General features: G+C 31.0%; 14 protein-coding genes. 11 read left to right on the forward strand and 3 right to left on the reverse strand.

Annotated elements, in window-relative coordinates:
* Positions 1–132 precede the first annotated feature (132 nt).
* Positions 133–378 carry a helix-turn-helix domain-containing protein gene (locus H574_RS0103615; protein WP_027879250.1) on the forward strand — a complete coding sequence of 82 codons (246 nt, stop codon included), beginning with the start codon at positions 133–135 and terminating at the stop codon, positions 376–378.
* A gap of 394 nt (positions 379–772) precedes the next feature.
* Here the strand turns inward: H574_RS0103615 and H574_RS0103620 are convergent, their stop codons facing one another.
* Positions 773–2,707 carry a hypothetical protein gene (locus H574_RS0103620; protein WP_027879251.1) on the reverse strand — a complete coding sequence of 645 codons (1,935 nt, stop codon included), beginning with the start codon at positions 2,705–2,707 and terminating at the stop codon, positions 773–775.
* Between the two features lie 175 nt (positions 2,708–2,882).
* On the opposite strand from H574_RS0103620, the gene H574_RS14625 reads away from it, so the two are divergent.
* Genes H574_RS14625 through H574_RS0103635 form a run of 3 tightly spaced genes read left to right on the forward strand, consistent with a single transcriptional unit; the run spans position 2,883 to position 5,839 of the window.
* On the forward strand, positions 2,883–3,053 hold the full coding sequence (locus H574_RS14625; protein ID WP_155912575.1) for a hypothetical protein: 171 nt from the start codon (positions 2,883–2,885) through the stop codon (positions 3,051–3,053).
* 16 nt (positions 3,054–3,069) lie between these two features.
* On the forward strand, positions 3,070–5,220 hold the full coding sequence (locus tag H574_RS0103630) for an ATP-binding protein (protein WP_027879252.1): 2,151 nt from the start codon (positions 3,070–3,072) through the stop codon (positions 5,218–5,220).
* Positions 5,213–5,839: a response regulator transcription factor gene (locus H574_RS0103635; RefSeq protein ID WP_027879253.1), complete on the forward strand. Its 627-nt coding sequence runs from the start codon at positions 5,213–5,215 to the stop codon at positions 5,837–5,839. Before H574_RS0103630 ends, H574_RS0103635 begins: the two co-directional genes overlap by 8 nt.
* A 7-nt stretch (positions 5,840–5,846) precedes the next feature.
* Here the strand turns inward: H574_RS0103635 and H574_RS0103640 are convergent, their stop codons facing one another.
* Complete coding sequence (locus H574_RS0103640; RefSeq protein WP_205619336.1) at positions 5,847–6,425, reverse strand: TIR domain-containing protein; 579 nt, start codon at positions 6,423–6,425, stop codon at positions 5,847–5,849.
* Between the two features lie 90 nt (positions 6,426–6,515).
* Between H574_RS0103640 and H574_RS0103645 the strand changes: the two genes are divergently transcribed.
* From H574_RS0103645 to H574_RS0103665, 5 genes are read left to right on the forward strand one after another with little or no spacing between them, the layout of a single operon-like run.
* Positions 6,516–7,310, forward strand: coding sequence for a hypothetical protein (locus tag H574_RS0103645; RefSeq protein WP_027879255.1), 795 nt, complete (start codon positions 6,516–6,518; stop codon positions 7,308–7,310).
* Positions 7,311–7,326: 16 nt separating this feature from the next.
* Entirely contained in the window at positions 7,327–7,869 is a 543-nt protein-coding gene (locus H574_RS0103650) for a toll/interleukin-1 receptor domain-containing protein (RefSeq protein ID WP_027879256.1), read from the forward strand.
* Between the two features lie 28 nt (positions 7,870–7,897).
* Positions 7,898–8,317 carry a TIR domain-containing protein gene (locus H574_RS0103655; RefSeq protein ID WP_027879257.1) on the forward strand — a complete coding sequence of 140 codons (420 nt, stop codon included), beginning with the start codon at positions 7,898–7,900 and terminating at the stop codon, positions 8,315–8,317.
* Between the two features lie 2 nt (positions 8,318–8,319).
* Positions 8,320–9,276 carry a caspase family protein gene (locus H574_RS0103660; RefSeq protein WP_027879258.1) on the forward strand — a complete coding sequence of 319 codons (957 nt, stop codon included), beginning with the start codon at positions 8,320–8,322 and terminating at the stop codon, positions 9,274–9,276.
* 3 nt (positions 9,277–9,279) lie between these two features.
* Positions 9,280–9,864 carry a hypothetical protein gene (locus tag H574_RS0103665; RefSeq protein ID WP_027879259.1) on the forward strand — a complete coding sequence of 195 codons (585 nt, stop codon included), beginning with the start codon at positions 9,280–9,282 and terminating at the stop codon, positions 9,862–9,864.
* Here the strand turns inward: H574_RS0103665 and H574_RS0103670 are convergent.
* Entirely contained in the window at positions 9,861–10,364 is a 504-nt protein-coding gene (locus H574_RS0103670; protein ID WP_027879260.1) for a hypothetical protein, read from the reverse strand. The two genes, H574_RS0103665 and H574_RS0103670, sit on opposite strands and share 4 nt — an antisense overlap.
* A 66-nt stretch (positions 10,365–10,430) precedes the next feature.
* Here H574_RS0103670 and H574_RS0103675 point away from each other — a divergent pair, with 66 nt between their 5' ends.
* Both H574_RS0103675 and H574_RS0103680 read left to right on the forward strand, forming a co-directional pair.
* Positions 10,431–10,766 (forward strand): hypothetical protein, encoded by a 336-nt coding sequence (locus tag H574_RS0103675; RefSeq protein WP_027879261.1) that lies wholly within the window; start codon positions 10,431–10,433, stop codon positions 10,764–10,766.
* Positions 10,767–13,832: a type IV secretory system conjugative DNA transfer family protein gene (locus H574_RS0103680; protein WP_027879262.1), complete on the forward strand. Its 3,066-nt coding sequence runs from the start codon at positions 10,767–10,769 to the stop codon at positions 13,830–13,832.
* Positions 13,833–13,861: the final 29 nt, after the last annotated feature.

The raw sequence follows: 13,861 nt of genomic DNA on the forward strand, positions 1-13,861 counted from the left end.
CCTTTGGCTCCTAAGGGTGTTAATATTGAGCCATTTATAGTTCAAAGATAGATTTTATTTTTAAAAATACTACTTAAAAGTAGGAATTTATAAATAGTAACAAATTAATGTGAATTGATAGTAATTTGTTATATGGCTAAAAAGGATACATACACAGAAAAACAGCTTACAAATTTGGGTAACAAATTGCGTGAGTTACGCATACAGCAAGGCTTTTCGAATTATGAACAGTTTGCCTATGAGCATAATCTCCCTAGGGCACAATATGGCAGATATGAGCAAGGACAAGATCTTAGGTTCTCTTCCCTTCTCAAAGTTCTTAAAGCATTTAATGTGTCCTTAGAAGATTTTTTTAAAGATGGTTTTGAAGAGTTATGATTTTTTTCTTCGATATATGTTTTTTAGAGTTTCATCTAATTCATAAAAAACTACAATCTATTTGAGGTATATAGAATTTAGTGTCTTTATTAGTTTTCATTTTAGAAAATTTAAACTTTTTAATAAAAGAAAAAGACCATAACGAATTATGGTCTTAATAATCAGTGGTGTTCGGATAATGAATACAACACCTTGTTTTTTGAATTAGGGTACTCGTGTCCGTTTGGAGTTAGCTGATTATCTAACTAAGTCTAATTACCTAACGCATAATATACTTGGTAAGCTTCTTCCCTAGATCATTACTCCGACGATAGTTCGCGATTCATTTAAATCATAACAGAACATTTAAAAATTAAAAGCGATTTTATTTAAAGAAAATAAATAAAACAATTTGTCAAAAGTTTCTTAAGTTATAACATCTCTCAATTAGTGAATTTATGTCACCATCATTACCAATTAATGCTGTTAAAACAGTATCTAAATTTTGTTGATATTTAGTTTTATTTCCACTTCCAATCTGTTTTATAAGCATGTACTCTTCATTATCGATTATCAATTTTCTTTTACGAATCTGAGACCATACATACCTAAATTTTTTCTTATAATCATTTAAAGTATTTTCGTTTTCATCGTCTATTGCAGATGTCCACTTAAATACTTTGCGTGAAGCTTTTGAGATACCTGTAGGGTAATTAAGAAGAATATTTATATCTAATATTGCTGATGATATATCATCACTGAATTGATTAAGCCAAGCATCAATTATATTAATAACCCTTAGTTCAATCAATGATTTTATGCTTTCAATTAAACTTTTGTTAAACCCTTCATCATCTGTTTCATTAATATCATGTATGGCGTGTAATTTATTATTTAATTTACGAATTAAATTTGATTTTGCTAGCTCAATATTTCGGCATTCAGGATTTAAAAAGTTACTTGATTTATCTATGTAGTTTTTAAAATTCTTAATTAGGTTTTTATTATGACTTTTACTTAAAATAAATAAAAGTTTATTTTGTAGTGTTACAGAATGAATAGCCTCTTTGGTTAGCCAATCAAAATTGGCCTCATCACTATCTTCTGTATTTGGTATTACGCTATAAGTAGCTGTACTAAGCCATATTTTTGATTTAACAACCTCATTAATAAATTTTCCAGGAGTTGTTTCTTTAACAGTAATAAGTTCAACTCGATTAGCAAAGTGTTGCTCAATTAAATGCTCTATTTTATATCTAAGTGTTTGTGAGTCTGATTTAGTAAAACGATTCGATAAAAAAATCTTTGTATTTAAAGGCGATATCAAACTTTGTTCACGTAGATTATATAAAAAAGTAGAAAAATTTATAAATCTTTTAACCCATAATGATGAGGTTTGGTTAGCTAAATCATCTTCCAAAGTCTTGTCAACTTTTTCTGAGTGATAATTTAAAATACTTTGTCTTAGTAAGATTAAATCATTATCATTTTTAATTCTAGAATCATAATCTATTTTATCATTTTTTAGTTTCCTAAATTTTTCTTTAAAATCTTTTGAGCTAAATCCTATAATTTTATAGAGTTCGTTAATAAAAAAATAAGCAAAATATTTAGCATAACGTACTTTAAATATTGAATCTCCATATAAATCGTTGAGCTCTCTTTTAGTTTTTGTAAGTTCATAGAAAAATTGGTTAGAAAGCCCCCTTGTAGTAGAATTTATAGCGTCTGTTTTAGAGGTTATAGATTCAGAGAGGATTGATTCACAAGATTTCGCTTTTTTAATGGCAGCAGGTAAATCTGAATGATTTTCGATGTCAAAAAAGTTTTCAGCTACATCTTCCAAATATCGATTAAAAACGACATCTAGTCTAATTTTAAGACTTCTAAGAAATTCTAATTTACTCGTTAAAGCTTGATGTTCATTACTACTTTTAGCCTTATTTTCTATATATGGATAGACCCCGATTCGACACTCCCTTTCGTGACCATTAAATACTACTTTAAATTTTTCTGGTAAAACACATACTGGGATAGAGCCAAAACGATGTACAGCAATCGATATGTGTGGGATATTAAATTCCTTATCATAAATACTATTTACAATGCCCTTAGCTGTGTAAAATGAACCTTTACTTTTGTAAAGTTCTATTTGATTTCTAAGTGTATCAAAACTTCTTTTTACCTTTTTACTCTTAATAATATTTGATTTTGTTGTTAAAAGTAATGTTCGCTTTTTTAAGTTGTCTAACAAATCATAAGTAAGATACCCAGTACCTTTTTCACCATTAATTACAAATTCATACTTATAGCCATTGTCATTTTCGTTTGGTTGAATTATCTTAATCATACTTAAATAGTTTTAAAAGTTATTTTGCAATGTAATTGAAGTATTATTAGCATTTAACCTTGAAACAGATGATTCATTTAGTCCTTATTTTTAAGGAGGTAAAAACACTTAATTTAAATGAAATATGCTTTTAATTAGTTGTGCAACTTTGTTTTGAACGTTAAACAGAATAAACATGAAAAACAAAAACGATGAAACTGTTGAAAAAATGCAAACAGTAACGGAAACAAATGCATCAGAAAACAACTCTGAAGAAAAACCTAAAGATCCAAAACCAAGTACTGAATCATCAGGAGAGGTTATAAAGCCTGGTATTACCAAAGAGAAAAATCCAAAAAAAATGTAAGAATACATTTTTTCAGATGCTTACAAGATTTGGCTTTATTATCTTTAAAAATAATAAAGCCATTTTTATGATAAACCAAAAAGTACTAATTAAGAGGAATATTTTTCATATGACATTTTTTATATATCTAAGTTTAACCTTAAATTTTTTATATGGTCAAAATACAACTATTGTAGATAGTCTTTTAGATAAATTAAGTCAGCAGGTAAATATTGATAGAGTCGATACATTAAATGAATTAGCATGGGAACTAAGAAAAAATGATTCTGAACATGCGCTTGATTATGCTACAAAAGCAAAACTATTAAGTAATTCTTTAAATTATAGAGAAGGATACTTAACAAGTTTGAATCGTATAGGAACTATTTATATTTATCAAAAGAAATTTGAAAAAGCCGAATTTATTTATCAAGATATTTTAAGTAATGAGAGCAAGTTAAATAATGAATATGGTATAGGTAGAGCTTATAACCAACTTGGCTTAATCTACACTCAAAAAGGAGCCTTGAATCAAGCCTTGAGATATACTTTAAAAGCAGAACAAAAATTTGAGAAATTAGGAAAAAACAATATTGTAGCTATAACATCCAATAATATTGGAGATCTAAATCGTCAACTAGGAAACTATGAAATAGCAATGCAATATTTTTTAAAAAGCTTAGAATTAAAAAAGAAACAAAAAAACAAAGAAGCTATTGCTCTTACGTTACAAAATATTGGGTTGTTTCAATTAGAAATTGGCAACAATGATAAAGCTTTAAACTATTTATATCAGAGTAAATTAATATTTGAGCAACTCAATGATAAATATGAGCTAGCAAAGGTTTTTAAGAATATAGGCTCTATATATTTTAAGAATACTATGTTAGATTCCGCCTATATTTTTTATCAAAAATCTATCGCTTTGAAAAAGGAACTTGATATAGGTGATAGAGATGCTGATATTTATAACAATCTAGGAGTTATATATCATAAAAAGTACCTATATGATGATGCTTTGAATTCCTATAATGAAGCATTAAAAATTCATCCTACAAGTAATATTTATAACAATATAGGCCATTTATATTATGAAAAGGAAGATTATTTAAATTCAATTTTTTACTACCAAAGGGCTTTAGAAAAAGCTAATATTTCAGAGAGAAAACTAGATCAAATGGATGCCCTAAACAATTTGTCGGATGCAAATAGTAAACTTGGTAAATTTGACGTCGCTATGCGATACAATCAACATTATTTAAAACTAAGAGATAGCTTGGAGTTAAAATATAAGAATGCTACAAATCTTAAAATAAATTATGAGGAGCAACAGAAACAGAAAGCTCTCTTGGAAAAACAAGAAGCAGAAAACCAAAGTAAAGAAATTCTTATTTATAGCTTAATTGCAGGAATAGTATTAATAAGCTTATTATTTTTTGCAGTTTTAAGAGGTAATAAACAAAAACAACTAGCCAAAATTGCAGAAAAAAATAGATTGATTGAATCACAAAGAGTTGAAGAACTATTAAAAAATCAAGAATTAAAGTCAATGAATGCAATGATGGTTGGACAGGAAGAAGAAAGAAAGCGTATTGCTAGAGATTTACATGACCGACTGGGTAGTATGTTAGCCATGGTCAAAAACCATTTTAAGTCTGTTGAAACCAGTATTGACAGTATAAAAGACGCTAATACAACATTATATAAAAAAGCAAATAGTTTACTTGATGAGGCTTGTGAAGAAGTGCGCAAAATTTCACAGGATATGGCATCTGGGGTACTCACTAAATTTGGATTAACAGCAGCTTTAGAAGATTTAAAAGTTACCTTAGAGGAAAGTAAACGATTAGAAGTAGAATTTATAGCTCATGGATTAAGCGAACGATTACCTTTAGAATTAGAAATCACTATTTACAGGATAATACAAGAGTTAATAAGTAATATTTTAAAACATGCCAAATCTTCAGAAATTTCTATTCAATTACTAAAAAGTAAAAATGGATTAAATATTATTGTAGAGGACAATGGTGTTGGCTTTAATACTGACAACAATAATACTGGAATGGGATTGAAAAACATTCAATCAAGAGTTGACAGCCTTAATGGGGAACTAAAAATAGATTCTACCTTTAAAAAAGGAACCACAGTAACAATTGATATACCTTTAAATAGAAAAGCAAATGATTAATATTGTAATAGCTGATGATCACGAAATTGTAGTGGAAGGATTACGCTCTTTATTAGAAAATGAAGAAGAAATCGTAATTGTAGGCGAAGCCTATGACGGAGAAGAAGTAATACCTCTTTTAGCATCAAATAATGTTGATGTAGCCGTACTCGATATTAGTATGCCTAAAATGGATGGTGTTGATTTGACTAAATTTATAAAAACCAACTATCCTCACGTCAAAATTTTAATTTTAACAATGCATAATGAAATTGGTTTTATCAGAAGAATTATTGAAGCTGGTGCCCATGGTTATATATTAAAAAATAAAGGAAAAGAAGAGTTAGTGAGAGCCATCCAAGCATTACATAGCGGAAATGAATATTTAGGAGAAGAGGTTACAAAGACTTTATTCTCTAGTATTAGAAATGCTAATGTATATGGCGAAATACAACTTACAAAACGAGAAAAAGAAGTCTTAAAGCTAATAGCCAGTAGTTATACCACTCCAAAAATTTCTGAAAGACTCAATATTGCTCCTTCAACAGTTGAGACCCATCGAAGAAACTTAATTGAAAAGACAGGTGTTAAAAATTCAAAGGGATTGGTGAAGTTTGCAATTGAAAATGGTTACTACTAAAACTTTTCTACCATGAATTCCCCTTCCAGTTATTTTTCATAATAGGCATACTATTATTTGGAAGTATTTTATTTCTTCTTAAAAATGCATCATGAATCCATCTTTGATTTTCGAGAGGATTTTCAGACCAAAAATGAATACTAGAATAACGATTTTGAATATTTTGTATTAAACGTTTTGGAATGGTACGAGAATTATAGGTTTTTGATAAATAGGAGGTATAACTTGGTAAAATGATTCCAATTAGACCAGACCTTGAATTGTTTGATGTATCTTTAAGTGTATTATAAATCTCATAATCAACATGTTTTCTACTCCATGTAGATTCTCCTATCAAGACGACTGTAACAGTTGATTCCTTTAAATGTTTTTCTCTAATAATGCGTCTAAATTCTTCAGTCCCTACATTACCTATTTCATTTGGTTTTACGGCATAAGAGTTTAAAATATCTAATTGATTAGAAAATAATTCTTCAAACTTGAATCTATAATCGTAGTCTTTTTCATGATGATAACTAATAAATACTTTATGTTTCATAATTATTTTTTGACAAAAATAATGACCTAAACACAAAGAGAACTCCACACTTTTGAGGATAAAAATATCACTAGATATAATGTTATATAAGATGTAATGATTATTGAATTTTGACATATAAATTTAACGAATCATATTATGTCAAAACTACAAATTCAATACTCAAAAGAGCTAGCTAAAGAGCTAGGTAAGATTGCTGTTTACTTACCAGGAGAGAAAGTTAACGTAGGTGATATTATAGCTTTTCCTTTTGGAAAATCTTTTTTAGGAAAACCTCGCCCTCTAGGAACTTTCAAAAAAATTACATCATTACAAAAACTAAATGTAAAATATACTGAACCCTTGTTTTCAAACCAACCTGATACTTACCAATTCTCAAGTAAAAACGCTGTTGATTTTAACTTTAGCATTGGAGCTAATGCAGACTTAGGAAATGATGATTTACCAAAAGGTAATGCTAAAATGAAAATTAGTTTTACTTCCGAAGGAGCTATTTATTTTTTAGCAGTTGATTGTGATAAAAAGCAATTAGATGATTTAAGTGCTTTGGAAAATGAAATAAATGCTAAAGGGAAAAAAATGTTATGGAAAGATACTTTTCTAGTTACCTCAGTAACTGTAGCAAAAAAGGCATTCATTGCGCAATCACGTTCTAAAACTTCCGAGCTACTGATTGATGGAAATATCCAAGGACTTAAGTCGAATACGGCTAAAATTGATGCTGAGACAAAACTCAAAATAAATAAACAAGAGGGAGATATTTTTATTAAGGATTGGTCTAATAATGTTACTGTATTTATTGACCTTGTTAGGTTTGAAGAAGAAGTTTTTAGTGAAAACTACCGAGGAGACAAAGCAATCTCTAATGAGAAGTTTGAGGAATCAAGAATATCATTTAAACCAGTGCTTATCGAAGATTTATTAACGGATTAACTAAAAATAATATTACATGAAATTTTATACAAAGAGTTACTTATCAGACCTTTCCGAATCTAGAAAAAAAGGAGCCAAAACGTTTTCTTCTGTTATTAATGAAAACAGAAATCGAACACATTTTGACATTTTTTTGTCTCATAGTTTTAAAGACCAAAAATACATAGCAGGACTCTATTTAGAACTTACTTCAAAAGGCTACTCTGTTTATGTAGATTGGATTATTGATCCTCATTTTCAAAGAGATAATGTGACTAAAGCGACTGTTGACAAAATTAGATTAAGGATGAAGCAATCAAAATCTCTTATTTATGCCACTTCAGAAAATGCATCTAATTCCAAATGGATGCCTTGGGAATTAGGATTCATGGATGGAGACAAAGGGAGGTGTGCAATTCTTCCAATTACAGATTACGAAACAGATACTTTTAAAGGACAAGAATTTTTATCTGCTTATCCTCTTGTCACCAAAGGAAGTAATACTTTTTTTGAATCTGACCTAAATATACAATTAAGTACTTACTCTTCTAAAGAGATGAAAAGTTGGATGAGCTTTTAACTAAAACTAAAATTTAAAACCAAAAAATATGGCAAACACCCACAATCTTTTTATTAGTCACTCATGGCAATACTCCAATGCTTATGAAAGTCTATGTAATTTATTAAGTAATAGAAATTATTTCTATTACAACAACTATTCTGTACCAAAAGATGACCCTGTACATACCAACGGAACAGACAAAGAATTGGCTCAAGCAATCTATAATCGACTAAGACTATGTCACGTCGTATTAATAATGGGTGGAGTTTACTCTACTCACAGTAAATGGATCAATAAAGAAATACTAATTGCGAACAATAGTTTTTCAGTACCAAAGCCAATTATTGGTATTAAACCCTGGGGACAAACTAAAATTTCAAGTAGAGTTAAAGAGAATGCTGTCGAGATAGTAGGATGGAATACAGAATCTATCGTTGCAGCTATAAGAAAACATTCAAACGCATAATTATGAGAAAAGCATTAATAGTAGGTATAGATTATTACACGCATCAAAATTCACTTCACGGTTGTGTTAATGATGCTTACGCAGTAAAAACTGTTTTAGAAAGACATGGAAATGGTACAATCAATTTTGATGTTAAGCTCTTAACAGCTACTAGTGAAAATCAACTTGTAAAAAGGAGTACATTAAAAGAAAATATCATTGAATTGTTTAAGAGTGAAAGTGAAGTTGTTTTTTATTTCTCTGGGCATGGTCATATCGAGAGCACAGGTGGTTATTTGATAACTTCAGAATGTGAGGAAGGTGACCAAGGATTGCCAATGATTGAACTAATGGATATTGCCAATAAATCAAAAGCTAAAAATAAAATCATTATTCTAGATAGCTGTCATAGTGGTTATACTGGTACTGATTATCATTCTGAAGATAATGCGTTGTTATCAAAAGGCACTACCATTTTAACCGCCTCATCAAAAGATCAGTATGCAACAGAAAAAAATGGCTCAGGAGTTTTTACATCCTTATTGGTGGACGCTTTAAATGGAAGTGCAGCAAATTTAATGGGAGAAATAACACCAGGTAGTGTATATGCACATATAGATCAATCATTGGGACCATGGCAACAGAGACCTCTATTTAAAACTAATATAGAAAACTTTGTCTCATTAAGAAAAGTTCACCCTCCCATCGATCTTGAAGACATTTTACTAATAACCACTTTATTTGAAGAAAAAGGGATGGAGTATCAATTAGACCCTTCATATGAACCTGAAAGTGATACTCCTGACTCTGAAAACACCAAAAAATTTGCTGTATTACAAAAGTATGAGGGTGTTGGTTTAGTTATTCCTAAGGGCGCAAGTAAAGATCATATGTATCATGCAGCGATGGAATCTAAAAGTTGTGTTTTAACACTTCTCGGACAACATTATTGGAATTTAGTTAAAAATGAAAGAATATAAATTATGGACGAATTCACTTTCTATCTAACAAAATATGGGGTGTATATCCTATCTGGTATTATTGCTATTCTAGTTTTAAGATTTATTTTCAGTAAAACTAGAAAAAATTATCACTCGCGGTGGAATATCCTTATTGATAACTTTGAATATTCACCTAAAGAATTTTATGCCTTATTAAAAACCGAATTAGAATCTCATGGCATAACAAAAATCAATATCAAAGAAAAATTCATTAAAGAAGGAGGAGCAATGTCTCATTCTCGCATCTATTTACGAGCTACATGGAAAGATTACCAATATGATATTTGTGGAGCCAAGTTTGGTGATGGCTTTTTCGTGTCTTGGTGGTTGTTATATAAAGATTCCATTGGCAAGATACTGGTTGCTAAAATTCCATTTATAGGTGGTTGGCTTGCAAGAAAATTGTATCCAGTAACCTATTACCGAATTGATACTGCCAGTATGTTTATGAACTATGCTCAATCTTCTGTATTAAAAGTCATTGATGACATTACCAACGAAAAAGGAGTCCGTTCTATTAGTGAAGCAGACCGTAAGCCTATGCTAAATAATGTATTTGTCCGCTAGCTTTTGATGTTTCTCTTGTTTTTGTTTCTTTCAAGGGACAAGTCCAAGAATTTAAACTTTACACCAAGAGCTTCCATTTGTTGAACGGGATTGACTATATATGATATAGATAATGGTTTCAATATCTCTTTTGTGATGCACTCCATAGTTCCAAGTCCTTTGGTGTGGTAAAAGGAATTATGATAAAACGTATGTATATAACCACCATTACCATAAAGAGCCTCAAGGCTTTTTTCAAGGGATTGATAACCATGAATTGTAATTTCCTTTGTGTTTTTATAGAGATCAACACAAATGTTGTAATAGATTTCTTGGTCGCTAAACCTGAATGTTTGAATAGCATAGGTGTATGCCAACGCTATCCAATAATATGGTGTTGCATGGAAAGAAATATCGTCAAAAATAGTCTGCTGTGATCCATCAGTTCCCTTTTTTGTTCGTTTATGACGGGTTGGTGTAGTTCTTTCTATTCGATTTGAAGCTCCGTGATAAACATACATAACTAAAGTATAACAGATTGAACCTATAAATTGAAAAATCAAATACAAATCTTAAATTCAAATACAATGAAAGCACAAACTAAAAACTGGAACGATTTACCAACATTGACTGATGTACATGAAATATCAGCAAAAGATGATTTATGCCTTAAGGAACTACAATCCGTGATAGAAAAATATGGATTGACCTCAAAATTCGGTGTGGCACTTCTTCATAAACATTTTAGTATTGGAGATGATGAAGTTCTTTTGGAAAAGAATGACCCAGTAGAAAAATTATTGACGAGCAGTCCTATTAAAATATCTGAAATTAATAATGAGGGTTATGCTACGACCATTTGGCGTTTTGATGATGGACATAGGTATGGTTGTAGTTACTGCAATAAAAATCATTGTGATTAAATGAAATTAACAAGAAGTGAACAAGCAACACTTAATTTCTATAATTGGGAGTATCGATTTCGTGGGTATTACCATTTCGATACTCCTATTGATATTGAAGTGCCATATGTTCCCTTTCAACATGTAAGCCAAAACCGACCTTCAATACAAGATGATGGTCGAGCACCTTCGCTATTCAAACAAGTAACCAAACTACTTGCTCCTCCTAAAGAAGAAGAACCAGAAGAAGATTTAACAGAAGTTAAACCTCGTTTTCTTGAAGTTTCAGAAAAGCCTCAACTTGTTGGTCTCTCAATTTCTTTTCCGTCTGGGACAGAAATTATCCCAAGCAGGAATATTGAACTTCTCAATCTACTATCCTTTACGGAATATTTACTGTCCTTTGAAATTATTGGTAATTCAGACACTATCAAAATTCAAATGGTATGTAGTGAGCAGGATATAGGTAGATTGGAATCACAATTATTGGCATACTTCCCAACGGTTATCATTAAAACTATTGAAGTTGATGATTTTGGCTTTTCAAACGAAAAGGATATTGCTATTGCAGACTTTGGGCTTAACAGTGAATATATGCGAAGCATTGTTACGACTGATTCTTTTAGCATAGACCCATTAACTTCAGTCATCGCAACTATGGAAGCTTTGCATGATGATGATGTTGCTGTTTTTCAAATTCTGTTTAAAGGTATTAGCTCTCCTTTAGCAAAGGATACAGTATATTCGGTAAATGATGGTTCTGGCGGTTCTTTTTTTTCGGATGCTCCTGAAATGCCCCAGTGTGCCAAAGAGAAGATAGCACATCCACTATTTTCAGTGGTGATGCGTATAGCAACTCAAGGCAAGGATAATTACAGGAGTCAGTATCTGGCACAAGATTTAGCACGAAGTATTTCGGCAGTTTCAACCTCTCAACATAACAACCTCATCCCTTTATCCAATGAAGGGTATGATTATGATTTTCATAAATACAATCTACATCATCGCCTGAGTAACCGATTGGGTTTTGTGTTGAATTCCAAGGAACTGAATACCTTTCTGCACTATCCCAATAAAACGGTGGTTTCTAAAAAACTACAATGGCAAATTGGTAAAACCAGACGCATTCAACAGCAAGAGAATCAGGGTATCCTAATTGGAACCAATACCCATAATCAAGAAGATATTCCTGTTCAATTAAGCTATGAAACACGTTTGTCACATACACATGTAATAGGAGCAACTGGAGTTGGTAAAAGTACCCTACTGGCAAATATGATACTTGCCGATATTGAAAATGGGATGGGCTGTGCTATGTTCGACCCACATGGCGACATCATTGATGATATTTTAGAGCGTATTCCAGAAAATAGGATTAATGATGTAGTTTTAATAGACCCTTCCGATGCTGACTTCCCTATTGGATTCAATCTATTGGAAGCGCATACGGATGCTGAAAAAATTGTACTCTCATCAGATTTAGTTTCGGCATTTAAACGTCATGCAACTGCTTGGGGAGACAATATGACTGCGGTACTACAAAACGCAGTTAATACCATGTTAGAGAGTACTCAAAGAGGAACGCTTATTGAATTAAAGCGTTTTCTGCTTGAAGAACCTTACAGGGCTCAATACTTAAAAACAGTCAACGACCCTTCGTTACATTACTATTGGAATAATGAATATCCGTTGGTACGAAAAGGTATTGCACCACTCCTTACTCGTATAGATACATTTTTACGCCCAAAATTGGTTCGCTATATGTTGGCTCAAAACAAAGGTGTTGATGTACCAGATTGTCTTAATACCAACAAAATTGTTTTACTGAAATTATCGCAAGGACTTATTGGAGAGCAGAATTCCTATTTATTAGGCTCACTTTTCTTGGCAAAATTTAATCAATCGGCATTGGCAAGACAATCTAAAGGTAAGAATAGTCGTAAACCTTTTATGTTATACCTAGATGAGTTCCAAAACTTCATCACACCAAGTATTGAACGCATATTAAGTGGTGCCAGAAAATATGGTCTGGGTATTACCATTGCCCATCAAGAATTGGCTCAAATTGAAGATGTAAAATTGCTGAACTCTGTTTTATCAAATCCCAAAACAAGAATTTGTTTTCGTCTTGGTGATAGCGATGCGAAGCGATTGGAGTCTGGGTTTTCTTATTTTGAACAATCCGATTTACAGAGTCTTGGTCGAGGTGAAGCCATTATGCGAATAGGCTCTAGTACTAACGATTTTAATTTAAATACCAATCCGCTTTCTGAAAACAAAACCTATACTTCAGAAGATATTATTGTAAATGTTAGGAATAGATATGCATCGCCAAGAGCAGACGTTGAAGCTCATCTAATTGCAATGCTTCCTTCTCAAAACGTTAAATCCAAAGAGGTTAAAAAAGTTGTTGAACAAGAGGATCGGAAAGAAGAATCAATTAAAGACGCAACTGTAATAAATACACAAGAACTATCAAATCTGAAAGAAACACCAATAACAAATACCTCTAAAACGAATACATCCTCCCTGGAAAATCAAAAACAAGAATATATTCAGTATGAAGAAGAAAAAGAAATTTTTCGAAAACATCGTGTAATCCAAGATTATATTAAGGCACTTGCTTCTCAACGAGGGTTTGTTACTACTATTGAAAAAGAAATAGAAACAGGCGGTCGTATAGATGTAGTTCTTAATAGAAATGAAATAAGTATCGCTTTCGAAATATCTGTTACTAATAGTATTGATTATGAAGTACAGAATATTCAAAAATGTATTAAAGAAAATTATACACATATCTGTATGGTGTCTGAAAGTGATATTCACCTCAAAAACATTAAAAAAAGAGCAAAAAAACATATATCAGATACGATATTTAAAAAGATTTGCTTTATATCTCCGTCTGAAATAATACCGTTTTTAGATTCATTTGAAAATAAAAAGAACCTTATTAAACGAGTATGTGGATATCGAGTACAGTCAAGTTATCTAGATATGCAAGAAAATGATGTAAATATTAAAAGTTCAACTATTAAAAACATCGTATTAAAATCACTTGGGAAAAGCTCGAAAAGAAAGAAAAAATGAAAGCAATATCCTCTTGATTTTTAGCCACA

This window comes from Mesoflavibacter zeaxanthinifaciens DSM 18436 (assembly GCF_000422365.1).
Lineage (GTDB): Bacteria > Bacteroidota > Bacteroidia > Flavobacteriales > Flavobacteriaceae > Mesoflavibacter > Mesoflavibacter zeaxanthinifaciens.

What these genes read in the sequence shown, in the direction of transcription:
- H574_RS0103615 (WP_027879250.1), top strand. Translation starts at nt 133, where the DNA reads ATGGCTAAAAAGGATACATACACAGAAAAACAGCTTACAAATTTGGGT.
- H574_RS0103620 (WP_027879251.1), bottom strand. Translation starts at nt 2,707, where the DNA reads ATGATTAAGATAATTCAACCAAACGAAAATGACAATGGCTATAAGTAT.
- H574_RS14625 (WP_155912575.1), top strand. Translation starts at nt 2,883, where the DNA reads ATGAAAAACAAAAACGATGAAACTGTTGAAAAAATGCAAACAGTAACG.
- H574_RS0103630 (WP_027879252.1), top strand. Translation starts at nt 3,070, where the DNA reads ATGCTTACAAGATTTGGCTTTATTATCTTTAAAAATAATAAAGCCATT.
- H574_RS0103635 (WP_027879253.1), top strand. Translation starts at nt 5,213, where the DNA reads ATGATTAATATTGTAATAGCTGATGATCACGAAATTGTAGTGGAAGGA.
- H574_RS0103645 (WP_027879255.1), top strand. Translation starts at nt 6,516, where the DNA reads ATGTCAAAACTACAAATTCAATACTCAAAAGAGCTAGCTAAAGAGCTA.
- H574_RS0103650 (WP_027879256.1), top strand. Translation starts at nt 7,327, where the DNA reads ATGAAATTTTATACAAAGAGTTACTTATCAGACCTTTCCGAATCTAGA.
- H574_RS0103655 (WP_027879257.1), top strand. Translation starts at nt 7,898, where the DNA reads ATGGCAAACACCCACAATCTTTTTATTAGTCACTCATGGCAATACTCC.
- H574_RS0103660 (WP_027879258.1), top strand. Translation starts at nt 8,320, where the DNA reads ATGAGAAAAGCATTAATAGTAGGTATAGATTATTACACGCATCAAAAT.
- H574_RS0103665 (WP_027879259.1), top strand. Translation starts at nt 9,280, where the DNA reads ATGGACGAATTCACTTTCTATCTAACAAAATATGGGGTGTATATCCTA.
- H574_RS0103670 (WP_027879260.1), bottom strand. Translation starts at nt 10,364, where the DNA reads ATGTATGTTTATCACGGAGCTTCAAATCGAATAGAAAGAACTACACCA.
- H574_RS0103675 (WP_027879261.1), top strand. Translation starts at nt 10,431, where the DNA reads ATGAAAGCACAAACTAAAAACTGGAACGATTTACCAACATTGACTGAT.
- H574_RS0103680 (WP_027879262.1), top strand. Translation starts at nt 10,767, where the DNA reads ATGAAATTAACAAGAAGTGAACAAGCAACACTTAATTTCTATAATTGG.